18 protein-coding genes, 1 rRNA gene and 2 pseudogenes are annotated in these 25,661 nt (G+C 68.3%); 15 read left to right on the forward strand and 6 right to left on the reverse strand.

What is annotated here, in order from left to right; translation table 11 throughout:
• Positions 1-91: ribosomal RNA gene (gene rrf, locus ACWD3E_RS41400) — 5S ribosomal RNA — on the forward strand; the annotation flags it as partial.
• A 57-nt stretch (positions 92-148) separates the two neighbouring features.
• Here rrf and ACWD3E_RS41405 read toward each other — a convergent pair.
• Positions 149-1,141 carry a helix-turn-helix transcriptional regulator gene (locus tag ACWD3E_RS41405; protein WP_451392631.1) on the reverse strand — a complete coding sequence of 331 codons (993 nt, stop codon included), beginning with the start codon at positions 1,139-1,141 and terminating at the stop codon, positions 149-151.
• 48 nt (positions 1,142-1,189) lie between these two features.
• Between ACWD3E_RS41405 and ACWD3E_RS41410 the strand changes: the two are divergent.
• From ACWD3E_RS41410 to ACWD3E_RS41450, 9 genes and pseudogenes are all read left to right on the forward strand, one after another.
• A pseudogene (locus ACWD3E_RS41410) lies at positions 1,190-1,720 on the forward strand (hypothetical protein); the annotation flags it as partial.
• A 204-nt stretch (positions 1,721-1,924) separates the two neighbouring features.
• Positions 1,925-2,839 carry a hypothetical protein gene (locus ACWD3E_RS41415; RefSeq protein WP_451392656.1) on the forward strand — a complete coding sequence of 305 codons (915 nt, stop codon included), beginning with the start codon at positions 1,925-1,927 and terminating at the stop codon, positions 2,837-2,839.
• A 279-nt stretch (positions 2,840-3,118) separates the two neighbouring features.
• Positions 3,119-4,699, forward strand: coding sequence for a class I adenylate-forming enzyme family protein (locus ACWD3E_RS41420; RefSeq protein WP_451392632.1), 1,581 nt, complete (start codon positions 3,119-3,121; stop codon positions 4,697-4,699).
• A 167-nt stretch (positions 4,700-4,866) separates the two neighbouring features.
• On the forward strand, positions 4,867-5,826 hold the full coding sequence (locus tag ACWD3E_RS41425) for an aromatic prenyltransferase (protein ID WP_451392633.1): 960 nt from the start codon (positions 4,867-4,869) through the stop codon (positions 5,824-5,826).
• A gap of 31 nt (positions 5,827-5,857) precedes the next feature.
• On the forward strand, positions 5,858-7,624 hold the full coding sequence (locus ACWD3E_RS41430) for an FAD-dependent monooxygenase (RefSeq protein ID WP_451392634.1): 1,767 nt from the start codon (positions 5,858-5,860) through the stop codon (positions 7,622-7,624).
• A 90-nt stretch (positions 7,625-7,714) separates the two neighbouring features.
• Positions 7,715-9,229: an FAD-binding oxidoreductase gene (locus tag ACWD3E_RS41435; protein WP_451392635.1), complete on the forward strand. Its 1,515-nt coding sequence runs from the start codon at positions 7,715-7,717 to the stop codon at positions 9,227-9,229.
• A gap of 108 nt (positions 9,230-9,337) precedes the next feature.
• Complete coding sequence (locus tag ACWD3E_RS41440; RefSeq protein ID WP_451392636.1) at positions 9,338-10,975, forward strand: prenyltransferase/squalene oxidase repeat-containing protein; 1,638 nt, start codon at positions 9,338-9,340, stop codon at positions 10,973-10,975.
• A gap of 150 nt (positions 10,976-11,125) precedes the next feature.
• Positions 11,126-12,055, forward strand: coding sequence for an RNA polymerase sigma factor SigJ (gene sigJ / locus ACWD3E_RS41445; RefSeq protein WP_451392637.1), 930 nt, complete (start codon positions 11,126-11,128; stop codon positions 12,053-12,055).
• 16 nt (positions 12,056-12,071) lie between these two features.
• Positions 12,072-14,183, forward strand: coding sequence for an MMPL family transporter (locus ACWD3E_RS41450; RefSeq protein WP_451392638.1), 2,112 nt, complete (start codon positions 12,072-12,074; stop codon positions 14,181-14,183).
• 162 nt (positions 14,184-14,345) lie between these two features.
• Here the strand turns inward: ACWD3E_RS41450 and ACWD3E_RS41455 are convergent, their stop codons facing one another.
• Complete coding sequence (locus ACWD3E_RS41455) at positions 14,346-15,410, reverse strand: AfsR/SARP family transcriptional regulator (protein WP_451392639.1); 1,065 nt, start codon at positions 15,408-15,410, stop codon at positions 14,346-14,348.
• A 149-nt stretch (positions 15,411-15,559) separates the two neighbouring features.
• Between ACWD3E_RS41455 and ACWD3E_RS41460 the strand changes: the two genes are divergently transcribed.
• Both ACWD3E_RS41460 and ACWD3E_RS41465 read left to right on the forward strand, forming a co-directional pair.
• On the forward strand, positions 15,560-16,681 hold the full coding sequence (locus ACWD3E_RS41460; RefSeq protein WP_451392654.1) for a type III polyketide synthase: 1,122 nt from the start codon (positions 15,560-15,562) through the stop codon (positions 16,679-16,681).
• Positions 16,678-17,676, forward strand: coding sequence for a methyltransferase (locus ACWD3E_RS41465; protein WP_451392640.1), 999 nt, complete (start codon positions 16,678-16,680; stop codon positions 17,674-17,676). Before ACWD3E_RS41460 ends, ACWD3E_RS41465 begins: the two co-directional genes overlap by 4 nt.
• Before the next feature lie 112 nt (positions 17,677-17,788).
• Here the strand turns inward: ACWD3E_RS41465 and ACWD3E_RS41470 are convergent, their stop codons facing one another.
• The 3 genes from ACWD3E_RS41470 to ACWD3E_RS41480 all read right to left on the reverse strand — a co-directional run bounded on the left by ACWD3E_RS41470 (position 17,789) and on the right by ACWD3E_RS41480 (position 20,183).
• A complete protein-coding gene (locus ACWD3E_RS41470; RefSeq protein ID WP_451392641.1) occupies positions 17,789-18,931 on the reverse strand; it encodes a DegT/DnrJ/EryC1/StrS family aminotransferase in 1,143 nt (380 codons plus the stop codon).
• A 15-nt stretch (positions 18,932-18,946) separates the two neighbouring features.
• Positions 18,947-19,504: a cupin domain-containing protein gene (locus ACWD3E_RS41475; protein ID WP_451392642.1), complete on the reverse strand. Its 558-nt coding sequence runs from the start codon at positions 19,502-19,504 to the stop codon at positions 18,947-18,949.
• A gap of 472 nt (positions 19,505-19,976) precedes the next feature.
• On the reverse strand, positions 19,977-20,183 hold the full coding sequence (locus tag ACWD3E_RS41480) for a hypothetical protein (protein WP_451392643.1): 207 nt from the start codon (positions 20,181-20,183) through the stop codon (positions 19,977-19,979).
• A 1,034-nt stretch (positions 20,184-21,217) separates the two neighbouring features.
• Between ACWD3E_RS41480 and ACWD3E_RS41485 the strand changes: the two are divergent.
• Together ACWD3E_RS41485 and ACWD3E_RS41490 are read left to right on the forward strand one after the other, a co-directional pair.
• Positions 21,218-21,765, forward strand: a pseudogene (locus ACWD3E_RS41485) (1-deoxy-D-xylulose-5-phosphate synthase N-terminal domain-containing protein); the annotation flags it as partial.
• Between the two features lie 14 nt (positions 21,766-21,779).
• Positions 21,780-23,306 (forward strand): polyprenyl synthetase family protein, encoded by a 1,527-nt coding sequence (locus ACWD3E_RS41490; RefSeq protein WP_451392644.1) that lies wholly within the window; start codon positions 21,780-21,782, stop codon positions 23,304-23,306.
• A 118-nt stretch (positions 23,307-23,424) separates the two neighbouring features.
• Here the strand turns inward: ACWD3E_RS41490 and ACWD3E_RS41495 are convergent, their stop codons facing one another.
• Entirely contained in the window at positions 23,425-24,804 is a 1,380-nt protein-coding gene (locus ACWD3E_RS41495; protein WP_451392655.1) for a cation:dicarboxylate symporter family transporter, read from the reverse strand.
• Between the two features lie 178 nt (positions 24,805-24,982).
• On the opposite strand from ACWD3E_RS41495, the gene ACWD3E_RS41500 reads away from it, so the two are divergent.
• Positions 24,983-25,660 carry a response regulator transcription factor gene (locus tag ACWD3E_RS41500; protein WP_451392645.1) on the forward strand — a complete coding sequence of 226 codons (678 nt, stop codon included), beginning with the start codon at positions 24,983-24,985 and terminating at the stop codon, positions 25,658-25,660.
• Position 25,661 lies beyond the last annotated feature (1 nt).

Raw genomic sequence — 25,661 nt, forward strand, 5'->3', positions numbered from 1 at the left:
GCCCGGTTACATTCCGAACCCGGAAGCTAAGCCTCACAGCGCCGATGGTACTGCAGGGGGGACCCTGTGGGAGAGTAGGACGCCGCCGAACAATCATTGAGGGAAAGCCCCGCACCGTATGGTGCGGGGCTTTTTCATGTTGAGGATGCTAGTCCCGCGTGACCCAGCCCTTCTCGTATGCACGCCAGCCCAGTTGCAGGCGGGACGTGGCCCTCGCGAGTTCCATCAGCCCCTTGACCCGCCGCTGTACGGTGCGCGGTCCCAGCCCCAGCTGTTTGGCGACGCTCGCGTCGGTCATTCCGGCCAGCAGCAGGGAGAGGATCTGCAGGTCGGTGGCGTCGGGTCCCGGCTGCTGCGCCTCGACGACCTCCTCGCCCTCGCCGAGCCGTAGCGGCAGCGCGTCCCGCCACACCGCCTCGAACAGGCCCATCAGTGACTCCAACAGCCCGCTCGCATGGACCACCAGGGCCGCGGGCTCGGCACCCCGCGCGTTGAGCGGCACCATCGCGAGGGCGCGGTCCGCGACGGCCAGCTTGGTCGGCACCCGATCGACGACCCGGACCTGTTCATTGCGTCCCAGTGCCGCGGTGAGCTCGGTGACCCCGCCGGGCAGCGACAGCGCCTCGCGCTCCAGCACCGCGCGGTAGGCGACCCCGCGGTTCGCCGCCCGCTCCTCGGCCGAGTTGTCCATGGGGGCGACGGCGACGGGTTTCCCGGTGACCAGGACACAGACCTCGTAGGTCGCCCCCAGCTGGAGCTGGAGGAAACGGTGCGAGACGGCGCTCGCGCCGGTCACCACCTCGACCAGGTCGTGCACCGCGGGCTCCCCGGCTTCCCCGGCTTCCGCCCGGTACTCCTCCGCCAGCAGCGCCGCGGCCATTTCGGCCTGCTCCAGCTCATGCCGCTGCTGGGTGAGCAGCGCGCCGAGGGCGACCCCCGGCGGGGCCGCCACCCAGCGTCCCGCACGGGCCGAGGACTGGGCGGCGAGGCCCTGCCGTTCGAGCCGGCGCAGCGCACCCTCCGCGGCGGTCTCGGTGAGCGACAACCGGTGCGCGAGGCCGGGGACGTCGGCGGCCCCGAGCGTGACCAGCACGCGGTACGCCGACTCCTGCGTCTCGTCGAGACCTATCGCTCCCAACATCCCCGACCCCTCCCGGAGGCAATGCTTCCACGGCACCCGTGGCGGGAAATGGGCACGGCGCATTCCCGCCCCGGCACATCATTCCCGCACCACCCACCCCTTTGCCAAGGTGTCGCCACCGCAGCACCGACAAGCAAGGGGGAGAGCAATGCGCCCGATAACGCGTACGGCCTTGGGGGCGGCGACCGCCGCCGTCCTGGCCGTCACCGCGATCGCCCCGTCAGCGGCCGCCCCGCCGCAGGACGACGCGTCCGCCAAGAGGCCACTCGTCGGCAGCGAGACGGCAGTGAACGCACAGGCGGACAAGCCCGTCACGGTCACTCTCGTCACCGGCGACAAGGTACTCGTGAGCACCGACACCTCCGGCCGCAGCACCGCCACCGCGCTGCCGCGCGAGGACGGCAGCGTGCCGCTGCTGGAGACCCGCCAGATGGGCAAGGACCTGTACGTCTGTCCCGAGGGCGCCGCCACGGCGCTCGCCGCCGGCCGGGTCGACGACGGACTCGAGTCCAGGGGAAGATCGCACTGGTCCGTATCGCCGACGGCCAGGGCTCCGTCCTTCAGCAGGCCCGCAACGCCAAGGCCGCGGGCGCCAAGGCAGTCCTCGCGTACCACTCCGCCCCCCAGCTGGCCGGCGGCGAGGTCACCCTCCGCTGGAAGGCCAGCGCGAAGGCGCCGTACACCTACAACCTCGCCTTCCCGCGGGGCGGCGGGATCGACGAGGACCTGACGTACCGGGTCGACGACGAACGGCTCGGCCGCACGGAGGCGACCTACCACGCCATGGGCGTCGCCGCCGACTACATCGATTTCCTGGGCGCCTCCCAGCCGAACGGGAGGCAAGTGCTGCTCCCGGCCGAGAGTCTCCCGGTACCCGTCACCCGCACCGAGTTCTTCACTCCCGGCGACACGTCCTGGCAGCACACCGTCTCCAGCAGCTTCCCCTGGGGGGAGTTCATGATCGGCCGGTCGCGGGCGTACCAGGCGGGTGACCAGCGCGCGGAGGACTGGTACGACGGAGTGATCGCCCCGGTCGCCCCGCGCGACGCCGACGGAAAGCCCCTCCTCACCGCCGAACGCCAGGGCAACCTGATCGGCTTCGCCGCCGCGATGTGGGGCGACGGCACCCACCACGCCGTGGACGGTTCCTTCGGCGACATCGGCAACCTGCGGCTGCGCCGCAACGGCCAGGAGATCGGATCGAGCACCTACGCCTTCGGGGTCTTCGAGGTCCCGGCGGAGGAGGCGTCGTACGAACTCGAGCAGAACACCGAGAAGTTCGCCTTCCCGGCCAAGGTCTGGCAGCGGTCCACCAGCGTCAGGACCGTCTGGAAGTTCCGCTCCGCGCTCGACGAGAGCGTCTACTCGCAGGGCATCCCGATCATCTTCCCCCGGTACGGACTCCCTGAGGACGGCAACAAGACCCTCGCCCCGGCCGACGGGCAGAAGATCACCCTGACCGCCACCGGCCACGCCGGCTACACCCCGGCCGCCCTGACCGGGGCCGAACTGTCGTACTCGTACGACGGAGGCACCACCTGGACCGAGGCTCCGGTCGCCGAGCACGACGGCACCTGGACCGCGACCGTGGACCACGCGGGCGCCTCCGGCAAGCAGGTCACGCTGAAGGCCGAACTGACGGACGCACGCGGCAACTCCGTCATCCAGACCGTGGCCCGCGCCTACGACGTGCGCTGACCACGAACTGCCCCGCCGGGCGTCCTGCTTGTGAGGGAAGGGACGCCCGGCGGAGGGCTTCGAAAGGACCCGGACCCGCTCTGCGCTTCGGACGGTCGGATGCCGCCAAGCCGGCGCCAACCCGTTGCACAGCCCCAGCCAAGTCCTCTGCCGATGCTGGGTGCACGCAGCACCGGCAGCGAGACGGGCCGTCCAAGGACGCCGAAGCCGCACGATCCCCGAGAAGTGCGCCGTCATCCATCGAATACCGGGAGCGACGTGGGTCTGGACGGAGGTCTCATGAGGCAGTCGATACACAAGCGCGGTCTTTATCTCGGAGTCTTGCCGGAAAGAGCGGCGGTCAAGGACGGCTCGACGCTGCTCACACTTGATCACGATCTGGATGTTCTCCCGGAGGCGGGACGGCGCCTCACGGTGGCCGAGCTCGCCCGTCATGTGGTGGACTTGGCGGGCCGGATCGCGGCGGCCGGGGTGAGACCCGGGGAACGCGTCGTGATCCACAAGGACGCCAACTTCGACGTGTGGCTGCTGGCCACCGCGGTGGCGCGTGCCGGTGCGGTCCCGGTGATGCTGTCCCACTCGCTGGACAGCACGACCATCGCAGCCCTGCTCAAGCGACTTGACCAGCCACACCTGCTCAGCGACGGGCCCAAGCTCGACGCGTTGGCCGACGTACCGCTCGCGGAGCTCACCAAAAACGTGATCAGTGTGGGCGACTCCGGGCCGGGGGTGACCTCGCTCGCCGAGCTCGCCGGATCGCCCTCGGTGCACGCGGTGTTCCAGGGGCTGGACGAGCCGGCGATGATCACGCACACCTCCGGCACCACCGGGCTGCCCAAGCTGGTGGTGCACACGCCGCGGACGATGCGCGCCCGGCTTCGGCCGCAGCTGTTCCTGCTGGCGATGATGAGGAAGCGGGAAACCGTCGCTATCCATATCGCCTTCGGTCATTCGCGGATGTTCGCCGCGATGGCCCTGTGCCTGGCCAAGGCGATGCCGGTGCTGCTGGTGAACCACGGCGATCCCGACGACGTCGCCGACTTCTTCGCCAAGTACCGGCCAGGACTCATCGAGGCGCTTCCCAACTCGTTCCTGGCGTGGGAGGGCCTGGCCGACGATCCGCGGAAGCCGTTCGCGTCGGTGAAGGTCTTCAGCAGCACGTTCGACGCGATCCACCCGAGAACGGTCCGTCGGCTGCTCGACGCCTCCGAGCGTCAAGCGCCGCAGTTCTTCCAGATCTACGGGCAGAGCGAGGTCGGCCCGGCGGTCGGCCGCCCCTACTTCCGCAGTTCCATGCACCGCATGGACGGGCGCTGCGTGGGCTACCCCCTGCCGGGCAGCGCGCGAGTGAGGCTGGTGAGCCAGAACGGCGAGCGGCCGTCGGCGCAGAACCCCGGCTCCATCGAAGCCCGTTGGGACGGCCTGGCGAAGACCTATTACGGCGAGCAGGAGCGCTACGACGCCAACGTCCACGACGGATGGTGGCGGACAGGGGACGTCGGTTACCGCACGAAGTTCGGCTGCCTGCACATGCTCGACCGGGAATTCGACACGATCCCCGGGGTGGGCAGCAACCTCGAGATCGAGGATGCCGTGCTGGACAGGCTGGAAGAGGTGATCGAGCTCGTCGTGGTGCCCGGCCCGAAGTCCGCCGCGATCCCGGTCGTCTGCACCCACAAGGACCAACCACTCGACCTGGACCGCTGGCGCGCGGCCGTCGCCGGGTATCCGCAGCTGGCCGACCCGATCCAGATCCCGCTGGCCGAACTGCCACGCACCGCCACGCTGAAGACGCGCCGGGTCGAACTGTCCCGCCGCCTCCACGAACAGATCCAACAAGAGATCCAGCAACAGGCATGAGCCATGGCCGACCGAACACGGCGTTCTCGACGTGGCGCTGCGCGGACGCACGCAGCGCACCGGCCTGATGAGGTGAGGCCGCAGGTCATCGCCGCCCTGGAGGACGGCCTGGCCTCGCCAAGTCGGCGGCAAGTCGCGGCCAAGTTCCGTGGCCGAGCCTTGGGCGCATGGAGCTCCAAGATAAGGGAAACGTCACCAGTGAGGTAGCCGGAGCTGACCCGGAAGACGCGGTGCAGGCTCTCTATTCGGTTATCGAGGAATCCGCTCGGCTGCTGGATGTGCCGTGCTCGCGGGACAAGGTCCTGCCCATCCTGAACGTGTACGGCGACGGTCTCGCGGACGCCGTGATCGCGTTCAGGATGGGGACCGGTGCGCGGCACGAGGGAGACCTCGACTGCCGGTTCACGGTTCCGCTGGACGTTGATCCGTATGAGCTGGCCGTGTCGAACGGCCTGACCGAGGCGACGGCCCATCCCGCCGGCGCCCTGCTCGCGGACATCAGGGAACACTGCCCCATTGACAGTTACGGTATCGACTTCGGGGTCGTCGGGGGTTTCAAGAAGATCTGGCTGGTCTTGCCCCGGGGTGACCTCCAGGGAATTTCGAAGCTTGCCGGGATTCCGTCGATGCCGCGCGGTCTGGGCGAGAGCATCGATTTCTTCGACCGGCACGGCCTGGGTGACACGGCAGGTCTGCTCGGGATCGACTACCGGCACAGAACGGTGAATGTGTACTTCGGCGAGCAGCCCCCTGGGTGCTTTGAACCGGAGTCCATTCGTTCGATGCTCCGCGAGGTCGAGCAGGCAGAGCCGACCGAGCAGATGCTCACGCTCGGCCAGAAGGCATTCGGGATCTATGTGACCCTGAACTGGGATTCCCCGAAGCTCGAACGGATCTGCTTTGCCGTGGCGACCCCGGATCCGACAGGACTTCCCATTCCGCTCGACCCGAAGGTCGAGCGATACGTGAAGCACGTGCTGAACTCCCAGGAAAATCCGAGGTTCGTCTACGCCGTCGCGTCCCAGCCCGACGGCGAATACTACAAACTCCAGTCCTACTACCGGTGGCGTCCCGAAGTACTGGACATCATGCAGTTGTCTGACGGGGTCATCAAGGATCCGGTATAGCGACGCTCATTCACCTCTGGAAGGACGGATCATGGGCACTATCGAGGTTCCGGTTTTGATCGTGGGCGGGGGCGGGACCGGCTTGTCCGCCTCTGTTCTCCTGTCCGATCACGGTGTTGACCACCTTTTGGTGGAGCGGCGTGCGGACACGTCGAAGCTGCCGAAGGCGCATTACCTCAATCAGCGCACGATGGAGATCTTCCGTCAGCACGGTCTGCACGGCGAGGTGGCCGAACAGGGCGCGCCACTGGAGAAGTTCGGCAAGGTGCGCTGGCAGACCACGCTGACCGGTGAGGGACCCCTGGACACGCGGCTGATCCATGAGATGGACGCGTTCGGCGGTGGTGCGCTGCGCGAGAAGTACGAGGCGGCCGGGCCCGCCATGCCGGTCAAGCTGCCGCAGGTACGGCTGGAGCCGATCCTGCGCCGTCACGCCGAGGACCGTAATCCCGGGCGTATCCTCTTCGGCCACGAGCTGACCGCGCTGTCCGACAACGGTGACCGTGTCATCGCCGAGGTCCGCAACGTCGAGACCGGGGAGCTCACCACGGTCGAGGCGCAGTACGTCGTCGCGGCGGACGGAGGCCGCACGGTCGGTGCCGCTCTCGGCGTGCAGATGCAGGGCCTGCCTGCCCTGTTCGACGCCACGACGGTCTACTTCTCCGCCGATCTGTCGAAGTGGTGGAACGAGGGCTCGATCATCACCTGGTTCCTCAACCCCTACCGCGCGGACCTCACCAACGCCCTCATCGAGATGGGGCCGACCTGGGGCAAGCACTGCGAGGAATGGGGCCTGCACGTCTCCCTGGCCGGTGTGGACCGGTCCGACGAGCAGGCGGTGGTCGCCAGGATCCGCGAGGTCCTCGGCCTGCCCGAGCTGGAACTGACCCTGCACGAGGTGACGAGCTGGACCGTGGAGGCGGTGATCGCCGAGCGCTACCGGTACGGACGGGTGCTGCTCGCCGGTGACGCCGCGCACCGCCAGCCGCCCGCCGTCGGGCTCGGTCTGAACACCGGTATCCAGGACGCGCACAACCTTGCGTGGAAGCTGGCCGCGGTGCTCACCGGCCGCGCCCCCGGCGGCCTGCTCGACACCTACGAAGCGGAGCGGCGGCCCATCGGCCAGTTCAACATCGGTTGGGCGATGTCCGCGGCCTCCGCCCACCAGGTCGCCATCGACGCCGCCGTCGGCCTCGGCCAGCACGTCCCGCCGGAGCGCCGGACGATGATGTTCGGCGGATACTTCGCCCCGACTCCGGGCGGCGTGGCCCAGCGGGCGCGGGCCGCGGAGATCTTCGCCACCCATCGTGGCGAGTGCCAGGCGCACGACGTGGAGGTCGGCTTCGCCTATGAGCAGGGCGCGGTCGTCCCGGACGGCAGTCGGCCGCCGGCCCGCGCGCCGCTGGGTGATGTCCACCAGCCCACGACCCGCCCGGGGCACCTGGTGCCGCACGCGTGGATCGAGCGCGACGGCCGGCGCCTGTCCACCCATGACCTGACCGGCTCCAAGACCGGTTTCGTGCTGATCACCGGCCCGAACGGAACGCCGTGGAGCGAGGCGGCCGCGCAGGTGGCGGAGAAGTTCTCGATCCCGATCGTCACGGCCCGCATCGGGCACGGCGCGGAGTACGCCGACGTCGACGGCAGCTGGGAGGCCGTCCGGCAGATGACCGACGAGGGCGCCCTCCTGGTCCGGCCCGACAACCACGTGGCATGGCGCAGCCCGAGCGGCGACGCAAACCCGGCAGACGCTCTGGGAAACGCCATCTCCCGCATCTTGGACCAGGTTGCCGCGTAATCGGGAGGACTGCTTCAGGCGTCCTCGACCGAGTGCCGTTCGCACACATTCACCTGGCCCGCAACGTCCCCTCGAAGAAAGAAACAGCGCATGATCAATCGGAGATCCCTCCTCTTCGGCGCGGGCGGGGCCGCGCTGGCCGCGACGGTGCTGCCCGGCTCCGCACGCGCCCAGGCCTCGTCCGGCGTCTGCTGGAGCCAGTTGCGCCGCCACCTCCAGGGACGGCTGGTGCTGCCGTCGGACGCGGACTATGCGACCGCCAAGCAGCTCTACCAGGTCCAGTTCGACGACACCGCACCCCGGGCGGTCGCCTACTGCGCCTCTGCCGCCGACGTCGCGGTGTGCCTCGCCTTCGCCCAGGACAACGCCCTGCCCATCGCCGCGCGCAGCGGCGGCCACAGCGCGGGCGGATACTCCACGACACCGGGTCTCGTGATCGACGTGTCCGGGCTCAACTCCGTCACCCTCGGCAGCGACACCGCGACGATCGGCCCCGGGGCGCAACTCGTCGACGTCACGAACACGCTCGCGCCGGCCGGGCTGACGATATCCGGCGGCTACTGTCCGACCGTCGCGGCCGGCGGGTTCCTGCAGGGCGGCGGCATGGGCCTGTTCACCCGGAGCATCGGCATGGCTTCGGACAAGGTGACGTCGGCGCAGGTGGTCCTCGCCAACGGCAGGGCCGTGACCGCCTCACCGGAGCAGCACAGCGACCTCTACTGGGCCCTCCGTGGCGGCGGTGGCGGCAACTTCGGCATCGTGACCTCCTACACGATCGCCCCTACGCCCCTCGCCAACATCGCCGTCAGCAGCCTCACCTGGACCTACGACCAGGCGCTGGACATGCTGGACGGCTGGGCTCGATGGCTGGCCGACGCACCGTGGTCGATCGGCAGCGGCGTCAACATCACACTCCAGGACGCCGCGCCCGGCAAGGTCCCGACCGCGAACATCTTCCTGGGCTCCGTGGACACCGGCCCGGGGTTCGCCGCCGAGATCGACCGGCTCCTCGCCCTGGTCGGCCACGCCCCGGCTTACCGGCAGTCGTTCACCGCGCCCTACAAGTCGGTCATGATGTCCCTCTACAGGTGCGCCGACCTCACGGCGGACCAGTGCCACCGCAGCGACACGTCCCCCGGGGGACAGATCCCCAGGCCGGCGTTCGGGGCGTGGCGCAGCCGCCTGTTCAGCGAGGCGATGCCGCGCGACGGATGGTCGCAGGCGCTCGCGGTACTCGACTCGGACCGGCTTGCCGGGCAGGCCCGCCAGATGCAGATCTCCGCCATGGGCGGGCAGGTCAACACCGTGTCGCGCACTGCCACCGCGTACGTGCACCGCGACACCCTCTTCTCGGTCAGCTTCCTCACCTCGAACGCCGTCGCGCCGGCCTCCGACGAGGCCAAGGACGCCGCGGGCCGGTTCGTCGATGCCGGCTTCGCCGCGATCGATCCCTATTCGAACGGCGAGACGTACCAGAACTTCATCGACCCCCGCCTCTCGGACTGGGAGCTCTCCTACTACGCGGAGAACTATCCGCGACTGATGCAGGTCAAGGAGAAGTACGACCCGCACAACCTCTTCCGTTTCAAGCAGAGCATTCGCTGATCCGCGCTCGTCCTCGAAGTCGGCGCTTTTCGCGGCGCGTTGTTCCGGCTTGTCGCCAAGCCGGCACCACGTCGCGGAAAGCGCCGGCCAAGTATTTAGGAGCATGGCATGAAACCACCGCATGTGACGCGTTCGGCTCCGATGCCGTGGCCCGTGGAAGTCGACCGGGATCACGTGCGCCAGGCGACATCCCGGCTGCTCGGCTACGTCAGCAGCAGGGTCGATCCCGACGGAGCGATACGCGAGCAGTGTGAGAGCCGAGTGCTGGAGTCGGCGCTCGCGCTGTCGCTGATGACGCGCACCGGTATGGCCTCGCCCGCCCGGGATCGCCTGCTCGCCTTCCTCCAGGCGCACCGGAACTCCCCGGAGCAGCTCGACCGCGTCCTCGCCACACTCGCCGTCGGCGGGGCCACCGGCGGGGCAGCCGCCGGTGACGCCGCGTTCGTCGGCAAGCTGACGGACGGCGTGCTCGGCGCCGCACCGGGGTTCATCTCCAGCCGCCGCCGCGACATGGTGCACGCGGTGTTGTCGGTGCTCGGGTGCCCGTTGCCGTCCGGCGTCGCGCCGGCGGCGGGCGGAGTGGTCCCCAGCGATCCCATCCACTCCTGGGCCGCCGTCCAGCAGGCCGCCGTGACGCTGATCCTCGCCGCCGCGGCGGACGTCAGCAACGAGGCCACCGCTGCCGCGCTGAGCACGCTGACGGCGACGAACCCGGCGACGACGGTGTGGGAGGGGTATGTGCTGATGCACATCCTGACGCTGCACGGGCTCGCCGGTGTCCCCGGGCAGGAAGCGACCGTGCGCAGCGGCCTGGAGACACTGCTGCGCCACCAGCGTGCCGACGGCGGCTTCCCGTTCGTGGCGGCGATGCACAACTGGTGCACCTCGACCGCCGGAATGGGTCTCGCCGCGGCCGGTGCCCCGTACAGCCTGCTGCGGAGGATGGCCGGGGTGCTCGCCGCCCACCAGGGTGGCGCCCCGGGGCGCTCCCTTTCCCGCGGCGCGACGCTCAGCGGCGGCTGGTCCATGTCCCCCGAGGTGGCGCAGAACGACGTCGACGACACCTCGTGCGCCCTGGAGTTCCTGCAGGCAACCGATCCGGTCGCCTTCGGCGGCTCGGTGCGACGCGGGGTGGACGCGCTGCTGGCCGTACAGGGCGCAGACGGCGGGTTCCCCACCTACGTCGCCGGCGCCTCCTCCGAGCCGTGCATGACGGCCGCGGCCATCTGTGCGCTCGGGCCGCATCCGTCCACCGCGCCCGAACGGGAACGCGCCCTGGCGTTCCTCGCCGACAACCAGCTGTCCGACGGCGGTTTCGAGCCGGGGTGGAGCCGCAGCCGCCTGCACACGCTGTTCCGTGCGCGCCTCGCCGCATGCACCACGAGCCCGCACGACCGCCGCATCGCCGGCATGGCCGAGCGGATCGAGCGCACCGTGCGTGAGACGCAGAACGACGACGGCGGCTGGGGGATGCAGCCCGGCGATCGCAGCGACGACATAAGCACCGCCTACGGGTTGATCACGCTGTGCTACGGGGCCGACCCCCAGCCCATCGGGCGCGCCCTGTCCTGGCTGCTCGCCAACCAGAACGCCGACGGCGGGTACAGCGGGCCGCCCGACATGGTCGGCCCCCGCCCGTTCGCGTACCACTTCCCCATCCTGACCGACGCTCCCGTACTCCTCGCGTTCAGCCACGTTCACTCCCGGGTCGAGGACGCGGCACCTGTACTTCAGGGCGTGGCGTAACCCCAACTGCCAGGTGCCGAGGGGGATTCGGGCCCGCCACGACCCGGCCGTCGATGAGATGTGGATCACATATGGGGAGTGGGTGTCACACTCCGGGTGCCTTGGGCACTCTCAGTTCTGAACGCATCCGCGACGGGAGGCCCTGTTCCGATGTACCACGCCCCGCCAGATCCGCTGGCGAGCACCGCGACACAGGTGTTCAGCGACCACCGCGAGCTGCTGTTCTCCGTTGTGTACAACATGCTCGGCAGCGTCGCTGACACCGAGGACGTGCTGCAGGAGACATGGCTGTCGTGGGCGGCCAGGAACCAGACACCGGGCGCGGAGCGGGTCGACAACGCGCGCGCCTACCTGGTGCGGATCGCGGTCAACCGGGCCCTGGCCCAGCAGGCCACCGCCAGCCGCCGCCGTGAAACGTACATCGGGCCATGGCTGCCCGAACCGCTGGTGAGCCCCCTCACCGGCACTCCCGTCCTCGACGACGCCGCTGATGCGGCAGAGCGCGCCGACTCGGTGTCGATGGCGCTGCTGGTGATCCTGGAGACCCTCACCCCGCTGGAACGCGGGGTGTTCGTCCTGCACGAGGTGTTCGGCTACGCCCACACCGAGATCGCAGAGATCCTCGGCCGCAGTCCCTCGGCGATTCGCCAGCTCGCCCACCGCGCCCGCGAGCACGTCCACGCCCGGCGCCCCCGCTACGAGCCCGACCCGCACCTCCGGCGGCAGGTGACCGAACGGTTCCTGGCCGCCGCGCTCGGCGGTGACCTGGATGCCCTTCTGGAGATCCTGGCGCCGGAGGTGACCCTGTGGGGTGACGGCGGGGGGAAGGCCGAGGCAGCGGGGGCTCTGCGGCCGATCCAGGGCCGGGACAAGGTCGCCCGTCTGCTCGCCGCGGTCGGCCCCCGCTCCGACAGGAGCCTCGACGTCGCCTACCGCAGTGTCAACGGCGAACTGTCAGCACTGCTGTTCGCCGGCGACACCCCGTACGCCGTCGTCGTCCTCGACCTCACTCCGGACGGCAACCAAGTGTGCGGGATCTACGCCGTAGCCAATCCCGACAAGCTCTCCCACGCTCACTGAACACTGAGGAATCCTCATGATGCGCAGACTGGCGTCCTTGCCCAGCGGCAGGGTGGCCAAATGGGTCGTCCTCGCCCTCTGGATAGCCGTGCTGCTACCGGCCCTCATGCTGGCCGGCAAGCTCGGCGACGTCGAGAAGAACGACAACTCGGCCTGGCTGCCCGGTAACGCGGAGTCGACCAAGGTCGTCGACCGAATCGAGAAGTTCCAGCCCTCCGACACCCTGCCGGCGATTGTGATCTACGACCGGCCCGAAGGCATCACGCCTGCCGACATGACCAAGGCCCAGGCCGACGCCGAAGCCTTCAAGGGCCTCAAGAACGTCGTGGGGCAGCCGCAGGGCCCGGTGAAGTCCCAGGACGGCAAGGCCATCCAGACCGTGGTCCAGGTTCACAAGGACAAGTCGGGCTGGGAAGGGATCGGCAAGGTCGTCGACGCGATGACCAAGGTCGGCAAAGAGAAGTCAGGCGGTCTCGGGTTCCACGTCACCGGGCCTGGCGGTTACGCATCCGACTCGATCAAGGCCTTCAGCAAAGGAGGCGGACTGACCGCGATCACTGCCTTGGTGGTGGTCGCGATTCTGCTGTTCACCTACCGCAGCCCGTTGCTGCCACTGGTGCCACTGCTGACCGTCGGCGTCGCCCTGGCGACGTCGGAATCGGTGATCTACCTGCTGGCGAAGCACGCCGGACTCACCGTCAACAAGCAGACCAGCTTCGTCCTGACCGTGCTGGTGTTCGGCGCCGCCACCGACTACGCGCTCCTGCTCATCTCGCGGTACCGGGAGGAGTTGGGGCGGCACGAGGACCGGCACGAGGCGATGGCGGAGGCCCTGCACCGCTCCAGCCCCGCGATCATCGCCAGCGCCGCTACCGTCGCGGTCAGCCTGATGCTGCTGATGCTGGCCACGCTCAACTCCACCAAGGGGCTCGGGCCGGCCTGCGCCGTCGGCATCCTCGTCGGGCTGCTCGCCATGATCACCCTGATGCCGGCCCTGCTGGTCATCTGCGGACGCTGGATCTTCTGGCCGGCGAAGCCGTCGTACGGATCGGCCGCGGCGGCCAAGGAGGGCATCTGGACCCGGGTCGGCACCGCCGTCTCCGGCCGGCCGCGGATCGTGTGGATCGGCACCGCGCTCGTCCTCGGCGCCATGGCGATGGGGGTGTTCGGGCTCAAGGCCGACGGGCTCTCCAACAAGGACCAGTTCACCAACAAGCCGCAGATGGCCGTCGGCGAGGAGATCCAGTCCAAGCACTTCCCGGCCGGCTCGGGCGACCCCGTCTACGTGGTGGCCAAGGCCGCCTCGGCGGAGCAGGTGAAGACCGCGCTGTCCGGCGTCCCCGGAATCGCCGCCGTCTCGCCGCCGGTGGTCAAGGCCGGTGAGGTCATCATGCTCGGGGAGCTCAAGGAGGACCCCAGCAGCAAGGCCGCGACACGCACCGTCGAGCAGGCCAGAACCGCGGTCCACCGGATCAAGGGCGCGGATGCCCAGGTCGGCGGCAACACGGCGATCGTGCTCGACGCGCAGAACGCGGCCTCCCACGACGACAAGGTGATCATCCCCATCGTGCTGGTCGTGGTGCTCCTCATCCTCGGGCTGCTGCTGCGGGCGATCGTCGCACCGCTGCTGCTCATGGCGACGGTGGTGGTGTCGTTCGGAGCGGCCCTCGGCGTGAGCAGTCTGATGTTCAACCACGTGTTCGGCTTCGCCGGGTCGGATGCGTCCTTCCCGCTGCTGACGTTCGTGTTCCTGGTCGCCCTGGGCATCGACTACAACATCTTCCTGGTCACCCGGGTCCGCGAAGAGGCACTGCTGCACGGCACCCGGCGCGGCGCGCTGGTGGGCCTGTCCACCACCGGGAGCGTCATCACCTCGGCGGGTCTGGTGCTGGCCGGTACCTTCGCGGCGATGGGCTCGCTGCCGCTGGTGATGACGGCCGAGCTCGGGTTCACGGTGGCGTTCGGCGTGCTGCTGGACACCATGATCGTCCGCTCGGTGCTGGTCACCGCGCTGACCCTGGACGTGGGTCGATGGATGTGGTGGCCCAGCGCCCTGTTCAGGCGTCATGACGACCCCCAGCCGCTGACGGACCAGTCCGACCTGGAACCCGCCCTCGGGGGCGTGTGACAACCTTCCGCCACGGGCCTTCTGACGCCGGTCACAAGGCCCGGTAGGGATGACGCGCGGACGCGACCCCTGCTCTTGATCGAAGGCTTCGAGAAGCCCGATCATCGGGGGTCGCGTCCGTCGCTGCGCGTTCTCATGGTGTCTACGGGTTCAACCTGAGCATCAGCCCAGCGCCGGGGCCTGGTGCAGGATCGCACTCTCAAGGTGTTGAAGCGCCGGACTGGGGTCGATGCCCAGCTCCTGAGCCATCCGCTTCCGATGGGTCCGCAGCACCGCCAGCGCGTCGGCCTGCCGTCCGGCCCGGTACAACGCCAGACTCAGCAGCTCACAGCCGTATTCGCGCAGCGGATGGGCCTGCATGAAGGCCGCCAGTTCGGACACTGCCACCTCATGGGCCCCCACGGCTATCAGCGTCGAGCAACGCCCCTCGACCACCGACAGCCGCAACTCCTTCAGCCGCACCACCTCCGGCGCCACATGCGTGGCATCGGCCACCTCCGTGTAGGCCTGCCCACGCCACAACGCCAACCCCGCCTCGAACTCGCTCAGTGCCCGCTGCGGATCACCCTGATCCAGTGCCTGCCACCCGGCCGTCGCGAGCTCACCGAAGCGATGGACATCGACCTCGGCAACGCGGCCGTCGAGCAGATAGCCCCGGCCGTGAGTGCGCAACACCGTCGCCGGCTTCCGCGGTGGCCGATCCGGTTCCAACACCCGCCGCAAATTGGCTACATACGCATGCAGCGAGGTTATCGCCGACGGCGGCGGCTGCCCGTCCCACAACTCCTCCAGCATCACATCGACCGACACCGGTTGACCCACCTGGCTGACCAACAGCGCGAGCGCCGCGCGCTGCTTCGGCGCTCCCAGATCCACCAGCCGGCCGGCGACGGTCGCCTCCACCGGACCCAGCACCCGGAACTCCACCCCGGCCGGTGATGTATCCGGGGTCTGCGAAGGCTGTGCCTCGGCCCCTTGGGCAGCGCATTCGAGACCAGCATCCGGGGGTGAAGTGGCGGGGTCGAGTTCGAGAGCCTTTGCGAAGTACATCGTCAGTGTCTGATTTGCCCGCCGGAGCTCCCGCACTTCGCGCTCCAGTTCAGCGATGCGCCGCGCAGTCCCCGTACCGCCTCCCGGCAGTTGCCGAGGAACGAACGGCGTCCCGGGCCGTCCGCCAACCCCGGGGTCGGCGACCATCGTGTCGCAGTTGGTTTCCTCGTTCGTCATCTCTCAATCCTCTGCATTCCACTCCTTTATTCAGGAGATCGAGCCAAGTCGCCACCAAGCCCGTAGCAAGCGAGATGCGCGACATTAAGGGGAGTACACGTTGTGAGGGGAAAAGGACATCCTCTACATCAGAGAGGCAGATGCCGGGCATGCCAACTCTATGCAAGCCGTCGGTGAGCGTGCCGGAATACATCATTACGCTGGAAGAAACTCTGGAATTCGCCGAGAGGGTACATGCGGGAAAGCCGCAGCTTCCGCTGGCACTTCGACTGATACAGAACACGGGAGTGCAGAAGCGGCATATTGTGCAGCCCATCGAGGAGACGCTGAGGCATCCAGGCTTCGAGGAGCGCAACCGCATCTATGAGCTGGAATCGAAGAAGCGGTGCCCGGACGTCATAGAACAGGCTCTGGCGAACGCGCGCCTGGTGGCAGAAGACATCGACGCAATTATCTATGTGTCGTGCACCGGATTTCTGATGCCCTCGCCCACCGCGTGGCTGATCAACAGTATGGGGTTCCGATACGACACGCGACAGCTGCCGATCGCGCAGTTGGGCTGCGCGGCGGGTGGAGCGGCGATCAACCGCGCCCACGACTTCTGCGTGGCGCACCCCGAGAGCAATGTCCTGATCGTCTCGTGCGAGCTGTGCTCGCTGTGCTACCAACCCGAAGACGACGGCATCGGTTCGCTGTTGTCCGACGGATTGTTCGGTGACGCGGTCGCGGCTGCCGTGGTGCGGGGCAGCGGCGGCACCGGCATCTCACTGGAGCGCAACGCCTCATACCTCATTCCGAACACCGAGGACTGGATTTCCTACGCCGTGCGCGACACCGGCTTCCATTTCCGGCTCGATCGCCGGGTGCCGGGGACGATGGAACCACTCGCACCGGTGTTGCGTGACCTCGCCACAGGCCACGGCTGGGACATCGGCAACCTCGACTTCTACGTCATTCACGCCGGCGGTCCGCGGATTCTGGACGACCTCGCCAAGTTCCTCGATGTCGATCGCAATGTGTTCCGCCACAGCTGGGCGACCCTGGCTGAATACGGAAACATCGCCAGCGCGGTCGTGCTCGAGGCCCTGCGCAGGCATTTTGAAGAGGACACGACACTGCCATCGGGCGCTACCGGCGTGATCGCCGGTTTCGGTCCCGGCATCACCGCCGAGATGGCGCTGGGCAGATGGATCGCGGACGAGCCAGAGGGCAGAGAAACGAACGCGGCCACTGTATCGGCGCCGTACCTGTATTCGGGAGGGACAGAATGAACAGCGGCCAACCGACGTCGGATCGGATCCTTCAGCTCATCACTGGCTACTGGGCCACCGGCATTGTGGGCACAGCGGCGAGCCACTCGTTGTTCACCCACCTCGAGGACGGCGCGACCTCCGCCGACCAACTGGCCGCCCGCGCCGGGATCTCGGAGCGGGGTGCGCAAGTTCTCCTTGACGGGCTGGTCAGTTTCGGCCTGGTCGAGCTGCACGGCGGCCAATACCGCAACACCGCCGAAGCATCCGCCTTCCTGGTGGAAGGCCGGCCCACCTCCCTGAGCGGCTTCGCCAAACTCAAGATGGGCCACATGGCCGCCCTGACGGGGCTGCCCGATGTTGTCCGTGCCGGGGGGCCGCTGACGAACGCGGTGGTGGAGGTGGCCGACAACCCGCACTGGGAGGGGTTGGTCCAGGCCATCGCCGCACAGTCGGTTCCCGTGGCGGAGATCGCCGCCGAGACGCTGCGGCTGGCGGAGGCCGGAGAGATCTCGATCCTCGACATAGGAGGCGGATCGGGCATCTGCTCCGCCATCTGGCTCGGGCTCAACCCCGACGCCCGCTCGACCCAGCTCGACTGGGCGCCGATCAACGCGATCGCCCGCCGGCTGCTCGCCGAGCGAGGGGTGGCCGATCGCGTCAGCTACATCGACGGCGACTTCCACACCACCGACTTCGGCGACTGCGCTCACGACATCGTGATGTACTCCAACATCGCCCACCAGGAAGGGCCGGAGGACAATGTTGCGATCTTCGCCAGGGTGCGGAGCGCTCTGAAGCCCGGCGGGACATTGGTCATCTCCGACTACGTCGTCGACGACGACCGTGGCGGCCCGCCCTTCGCGCTGACCTTCGCCGCGGAGATGCTGCTCAAGAGCAGGCACGGAAGCACGTGGCGTCGGGACGACTACCACACCTGGCTCACCAAGGCCGGCTTCGAAGAAGTCTCGTTCCAGCCCACACCGTCGCCGAGCACATTGATCTTCGCCCGGTAGCAGCGGGAGCTTTCCCGGGACCGGGTCAGGCGGCGCGGCAGGCCTTGAGAGCCGCCGCGCCGTCGGCGGCCCGGTGGGAGGTGCCGTAGGGACTCCGAGGAGCACGGGACAACTAGCTTGTGTGGGGACGCGCGTGGGTTCGGAGCGCGGTCCGCAGGACTTCCACGACCCGTTCGACCTGGCTCGTGGTGAGCTCGGCGTGCATGGGGATGGCCAGGTTGCGTTGGAAGAGATCCGCCGAGACCGGGCACTTCTGCTTCGACCGGTACACGGGCTGCAGGTGAGTCGCCCACGTGCCGTGCCCGCAGCCGATGCCCTGAGCACGCAGGTCGGTGGCCACCCCCGCACGGTCCACGCCCGGGTCCAAGGTCACCATGTAGGACTGCCAGGCATGGGTACGGTCCTGCGGCACGTGCGGCACCGTGACGAGTTCCTCGTCCGCGAGCAGTTCCGCGTAGCGCGCTGCGACGGCGTTCCGGCGGTCCAGCAGCTCGTCGACCCGGTCCAGCTGCACCTGCAGGATCGCGGCGGCGATGTCGGACAGCTTGTAGTTGTAGCCGATGTCGGTGAACGCCGGTATCGGCAGGCCGACGACCTGCGCCTGCTCGAAGATGCTCCCGATGCCGAAGGACGACCGCAGCCTCGCGTCGGCCGCGAGCGCGGGATCGGAGGTGAGCAGAGCCCCGCCCTCGCCACTGCTGGCTCCCTTGCGCCCGTGGAAGGACAGACAGGCCACCGGCGCCAGCGCACCCGCGTCGCGTCCCTGGTAGGTCGCGCCGACCGCACAAGCGGCGTCCTCGACGACAAACAGTCCGTGGCGATCCGCGATCGACGTCAGCTCCGCGTAGTCGGCGGGCATGCCGACCGTGTCCACCGCGATGATGCCCACTGTTCGCGGACCGACGAGGTCCGCCACCGCCTGTGGGTCCACGGTGCCGGTATCGGCGCGTACGTCGGCGAAGACCGGAACCGCGTCGACGTATCGCACCGCGTGGGCGGGAGCCGGAAAGGTGTAGTCGGCGACGATCACTTCGTCGCCGGGCTTGACGCCGAGCGCGAGCATGGCCAGGTGGAGCGCGGCGCCGCAGTTGCTCAGCGCAACGGCGTCAGCAACCCCGAAACGCTCGGCCAGCTGGGTCTCCAGCGCCCTCCCCTTCGGTCCCTGACCGGCCGGCCAGCCCGAGGAGAACACCTCCGCGACGGCAGCGAGTTCCTTGTCTCCCAGGCTCGCGTGAACCAGGGGAATCCTGTCCATTGTGGTCACCTCTCGCTACGCTTCGCGTTCCGTCGCGGACCGGGAGTTCAGGGGAGCCGGTGGTTCGTAGCGAAGCGGTGTGATCTGGTTGACGTCATAGCGCTCGCGCATCCTCTGCACGGCGTCGGAATCCACCGATGGGCCGGCGGAGAAGATCTCCACGATCTCCTCGAAGTAGTGCTCGTGATCCGGTGAGGGGTAGCTCTGGAACAACATGCGGGCCGGTCTGTCGGTGGCGTTCCTGAACGCATGCGGAGTTCCGGGGGGAACGAACATGCAGGCACCCGCACCTGCGCGGACGGCCCGGTCCCCCGCGGAGGACTCCCAGTGGTGCCAGCTCTCTGCCGTACGTTCGGCGGGCTCGAACGCCAGTAGCTCCAACTCGCCTTCCAGGACGTAGAAGAGCTCCTGTGAGCGGGTGTGCGTATGTGCCCCGACATCGAAGCCCGGCGGCACAACCACCTCGAAGCACGATATGGAGGAGCCGTCCGAGCCAGTGACCTTGAAGGTCACTTCCTGCGCCCTTGTGACGAGCTTTCGCCCCTGACGGGGCGGAAGTATCAGGCCGCTCATGTGATTCGCCTCCGTGTCGTCTATGTGGAACAGCGCTCAAAGCAGAGGGTGTTGTGGCGGATCGCCGATCCCGCCGCCCGCGTTCTGACTGAGCGGCAGGTAGGTGTCGAACATCGGATGGTTCGCGCGTGATCACCGTCGTGGACTCGACGGCATCCGGGAGGCGCGGGTGGAACGGGAGTCGCCGGCGCTGCCGAAGGGGTGCGAGGCAGCGGCCCGCCCGCGGTGGACCAGGCCGTCAATGTGCGAAGTCGCCTCGGCCGCACGTCAGTTGACTGAAAAGAGGCGGACTCGTGGGCGACAAGCCTATATATAGGTTCTTCGCCACCCGACCGTCAAGATCCAGCCAGAGAACACCTGTTGAGTGCGGAGGTGACGTGGGCGAGGGCCCCTCCGGCCGTCTGGAGGGCGTGACAGCAAGGCGGGCCGCCGGAGCCGTCCGGCGGCCCGCCCGGGCCGGCAGCGCAGATCGCTACGCCGGCGCGGGGTGGTCCTTGTTCTGATTCAGACGGTCGAGGGTGGCGGCGACGTCGCCGGGATGGTAGTAGGCGCGGCCGGTGTGGGTGTATCGGCGCCATCGGTACAGATGGGCATAGCGGTACACGGAGCCTTTGGAGACCCGCAGTAAGCCGGCGATGTCTTCTGCTGTCAGACCGGCCAGCACGGGTTCCCGATTCATGTGCCGTCTCCTTGGCTTCGGATCTGACGGGCGAGCCTGGTCCACCAGGTGACCGGCCACGAGTGGTCGGGGGAGGTGGTGCAAACTATGTTGGAGGGAACAAGATCACCGTGGTGGCGTATAAGGGCTACCAGGTCACCGTCGCAGTCTCGGCAGGGGCATGAGCCGATATGGACTCGGCGCGTGCTGTTCGGATAAGCGATATTGTGTGCGGTTCGTGCGAGATCTCTGATCTCGTCCGCCATATCGCCTGCAGCAGGGTGGCGGGCCAGCCACTCGAGATGCCGGCCCAGGAATCGAGCGAGTGCCGGGACGTCTCGGGCCGGAGCCTCCAATCGGCGTTCTTCGGTGACGAGTCCTGCCCAGGATGCCAAGACCGTACGAATGGCAGACCGCATATCGGCAGCGACGGGATTCATCACGTCGGTGGCGGCACTTTTCCTGGGAACCTTCCGTATCACGCGCACTGCCTCCGGACATGCACCTTTGTCGCAGTCGGAGTACAGCGCCGGTAAAGTCAGGAGGTCATTCTCCAGGCGGTCGCGGCACGTCATGCACAAGAATCGCTCGCCGTCGGTTGAGCCCGGGCTTTCCCTTGGACTTCTGTTTCGTGCGTTTCGTGCACTTCGGCACGGTGCGGCTCGGCATAGCAGGAGCCTTGTCACCATCCCCCCCTTGGCGTGTAGCCACGCCCCCCGTGTGTGGATGCTGGTGGACCTCTACGGAGAGGATCACTGAGAGCTATAGCACTCGTCAAGGGACTTGTGGATCGTGACGTTCGGTGATCTCCGCGGCCCGACCGGCCCTGCAGGTCGGGGCTGCTTCGCGACCGCGAAACACGACCGATTCGCGACCGCGAAACACGACCGGCAGTCCGCGCGCGTGGCAGCCAGGGACTTGGCGCCGACTGTTCCGTGAGTTGGCGCCGGCTTGTCGCCAAGCCGACGCCAATCCGCTCATCAGTCCCGGGCAAGTCCATTGGCCGATGGTGGTTGCCGCAGCTCGGCAAGTCCTAACGGGAGAGCCACACCCACATGGGAATACTCGAGAAGATTCACGGTCCGGAGGACCTGCGGGCGCCGGCCCCCTCGCAGTTGCCGGACCTTGCAGCCGAAATCCGCGACTTCCTGGTGACCGCAGTGTCCAGGACGGGAGGGCATATCGGGCCGAACCTCGGAGTCGTCGAGCTGACCATTGCACTTCATCGAGTATTCGAGTCCCCGAAAGACCGGCTTCTTTTTGACACCGGCCACCAGGCCTACGTACACAAGCCGCTGACCGGGCGCCGCGCGGGATTCGACCGGCTGCGCCGGCGTGGTGGCCTGTCCGGATACCCGAGCAGGGCCGAATCCGAGCACGATTTCATCGAGAACTCCCATGCCTCGACCGCGCTCCCGGCGCGCTGACGGGTGGCATGGCGTGGGAAGCGCTGAACAACATCGCGGCCTGCGAGGAACGTCCGGTGGTGATCGTCGTCAACGACAACGGCCGGTCCTGCTCGCCCACGATCGGCGGCTTCGCCAGTCACCTCGCGTCGCTCCGGCTGGATCCCGGTTACGAGAACGCGGTGAACTTCGAGAAACCTGAGGGGGAAACATGCCGTCTGCACCACGCCGAATCCTGCTCGCCGAGCCGCCGGGTGCCAGGTTCGTCGACTCGGAGGCCGAAGTGCCGGAGGGGGCCGTGCGCATCCTCTCCGCGCACGGCGTGTCCCCGCAGGTGCGCAGCAACGCCGGCCAGAACCGGCAGAGCGCGGTGAAGGCGATCGCCGGGCGCAGCGACCTTGTGCTCATCGCCGGGTCGGCCAACTCGAGCGACTCGGTCCGGATGGTGGAGATCGCGCAGGCCGCCGGAGCACAGGCCCGGCTGTTGTCCGACCCGGACCAGCTGAACCCCGAGTGGCTGGCCGACGTCCGTACCGTGGGGTTGGGCTCCGGCGAGGGCGTGCCCGAGGCGTTGGTCGACCAGGTCGTCGAGCGGCTCGGGACCCTTGGTTTCACCGACATCGAAACCGAGGCAGCCGCCACCGAAGACGCGTTCAAGCTGCCGCCGGGGCTTGAGCGGCCGGCGCAGGGCGGTGCCGGCGACGGCGATGCCGATGAAGCCTGCGCCAGGTTCCTCGCCCGGGCCGGCGCGCTCATCGACGGCCTGCTGAGCGCCGAGTCCGCACGCTGGGGGGCCGTCGACGCCCGTGTGGCGGTGCCGGTCGAGGCGATCGCGGAGCTCGTCACGGCGGGCGGCAAGCGGCTGCGCCCCACGTTCTGCATCAGCGGCTATCTGGCGGCCGGCGGTGCGCTCGACGATGACGCGGTCGTCGCCGCGGCCGCCGGACTGGAACTGCTGCACGCCTTTGCCCTCATCCACGACGACATCATGGACAACTCGCCCACCCGGCGTGGGGTGCCGACCGTGCATGCCAAGCACACCGGCCTCCATGCGGAGCGCGGCTGGGCCGGTGAGCCCCGCCGGTACGGAGAGGGCGTCGCCATGTTGGCCGGCGACCTGGCGCTGGGCTACGCCAACCGTCTCACCAGCGGGCTGCCCGGGCCGGCCATGGAGATCTGGACGGACCTGGTCACCGAGATGATCGTCGGCCAGCAGCTGGACATCGCCCTTGCCGCGGAGCTGGTGCCGGACCCGGACCTTGCCCGCTGGGTCGCGGTCTGCAAGTCCGGTCGCTACACCATTCACCGGCCCCTCGCACTCGGAGCGTCCCTCGCCGGGCGGCCCGAACTGCAGGCGCCGTTCGAGGAGTACGGCATCGCTGCGGGCGAGGCGTTCCAGCTGCGCGACGACCTGCTCGACGCCTTCGGCGATTCCGCGGCGACCGGCAAGCCCGCCGGCCTGGATGTCAGTGAACACAAGATGACCTTGCTGATCGCCCTGGCGGCCGCCAAGGACTCCCGGGTCGCCCGCCTGGTGGCGGACGGCCGGAACGGCGACTGGAACCCGGCCGAGTTGCGCGACGCGTTGCTCGCCTCCGGCGTACGTCAGGAGGTCGAGGAGCAGATCGACCGGCTCGTCACGACTGCCCTTGCGGCACTTGAGAAGGCGCCCCTCGCGGACGACTGGCAGCAGCGCCTGGGCAAGATGGCGGAGCAGGTCGCCTACCGCGACCACTGACGGCACGACGGCACGACGGGATTGCGCGGTTGCTCGGCGCTGCGTCAGACGGGGTCGGACCCTTTCGGGTCCGACCCCGTTTTCATGGCGGCGCTCAGAGAGGCCGCCGAAGTCGGCGCTAGTCCACAAACCGGATGTCGACCACCGCGGGGTCGTCCTCGGGGCGGTCGGGGTCCGCCGGGCGGGGCGCGGACAGGACGTGGTTGAGCCGGCTGACGTTCAAATGACCCGCCCAGTTGGCGATGGTCACGGCGGCGACCGCGTTGGCGATCAGGTTGGTGACCGCCCGGGCCTCCGACATGAGCCGGTCGATCCCGAGGAGCAGTGCGACGCCCGCCAGCGACGGAGCGTGGGTGATGGACACCGTGGCCACGAGTGTGACGAAGCCCGAACCTGTCACGCCCACCGCGGTCTTGGAGATGACCATGGCCAGGACCAGCAAGAGCATTTGCTCACCGAAGGCCAGACCGTCACCGGTGATCTCCGCGATGTACGCGGCCGACATGGTGAGATAGATGCACGTGCCCACCAGGTGCAGCGAGTATCCGCCCGCCAGCAAGGGCGCACCCGTCGCACGTGGCACACCGGCCAGTTCGAGCTTGCGCAGCACCCGCGGAAAGACGGGTTCGGAGGACGAGGTACCGACCGCGATCAGTATCTCGTGGCGCAGGAACCTGACCAGCTTGAGCAGAGAGAACTGGTTCGCGCGGGCGAGCAGCGCCAGTCCCCCGAAAACCACCAGTGCGCAGACCAGATAGAAGGCGACGACCAAGTACAACAGGGCGCTCAGCGGCACGAGTCCGAAACGGCCGATGGTGTAGGCGGCGCCGCCGAAAGCGGCCAGCGGCGCACCGACGGCCAGGATGCGCACCGCGCAGAAGAGCACGTGTCCGAGCCGTTCGAACTGGTCGATCAGCGGGGCACCCCGCTCCCCGGAGCGCATCAGGGCCGCGCCGAAGAGGACGGCCACGACGAGGACTTGGAGCGGATGGCCACTCGTGAAGGCGGACACGAAGCTGTCGGGGACGAAGCCCTGGATGCTCAGCGCACCGTTCCGGGCCGACTCGGCCTGCTTCATGATCGGCCCCAGGTCGGCGGAGCTGCTGGTGAGATGACCGCCCGAGGGCGACAGTCCCAGCAGGTCACCGGCGAGGAGTCCGACGCCGAGCGCGAGGGTCGTGGTCAGCTCGAAGTAGACGAACGCCTTCACGGAGAGGTGACCGAGGCGGTGGACACTGCCGACGGTGGCGATCCCGGTCACCACCGTCACGAAGATGATCGGGGTGACCAGCATCGACATGAGGGAGATGAAGGCGTCGGAGAGGAAACCCATCCGCGCCGCGTCCGCGCGGTCGACCAGCCCGAACGCGGCGCCGGCCAGGAGGCCGCACACCACCCAGAGGGTCAGCCTGCCACGGAGTGAGTTCCGACGCGATTCCCTCGCCACTGTGTCCTCCACGTCGATCCGGGGAAGCACGCGCCGCTCCCAACTGCCCATGTAACAGTGGAACAAGATTAGACATTGTCATCCAAAGGACTGTGCCGAGATTGACAGGAAGACGTGAGGGCTCTTCAAAATCGGTCCTTGTCTGCCAACAACTTTCACATAAGATGACGGAGCCAACGCGCAATGTGGAAGTTGCATTAGCAAGGCAACCTAAGCAACGGGGGAGATTGTGAAGGCATTGCTCGTAGAGGATGACCCTGACGTCGCCAGCGCCCTGATGGAGAGCCTGGAGCAGTACGGCTGGGACGTGGAACACTCCAGCACCGGCGGCAGCGCACTGTATTCACAGCCCACTTGGGACATCGTGCTGCTCGACCTCAACCTGCCGGACATCGACGGCCTTGAGGTGTGCCAGCGGCTGCGCTCGTCGCACGAGGTGCCCATCATCGCCGTCACGGCGCGCTCCGACCCGATGGACAAGGTCCTGTGCCTGCGCCTCGGCGCAGACGACTACATCGTCAAGCCGTACCAGATCCAGGAGTTGCTGGCGCGAATGACCGCCGTCATCCGGCGCAGTGTGCCGCAGCAGGCGCCGTCGGCGCCCCAGGAGAGCATTTCCGAGGGGCAGATCGTCATCGATCGGCGGACGCGCAGAGTCAGCGTCGCGGGCCAAGATCTCGCACTCACGCGCAAGGAGTTCGATCTCCTGGTGGTGCTCGCACGGGCGCCCGGCCGGGTGTTCACCCGTGACCAGCTGTTCGCTGCGGTGTGGTCCGAGACCTGGGGCGGTGCCTCGCGCACGCTGGACACCCATGTCGCTTCCCTGCGGCGGAAGTTAGGTAGTCCGAACTGGATCAGGACGATCCGTGGAGTCGGCTTCAGCTTCGAGCCGAAGCGCATGGACTGAG

The organism is Streptomyces sp. NPDC002676 (genome assembly GCF_053592455.1).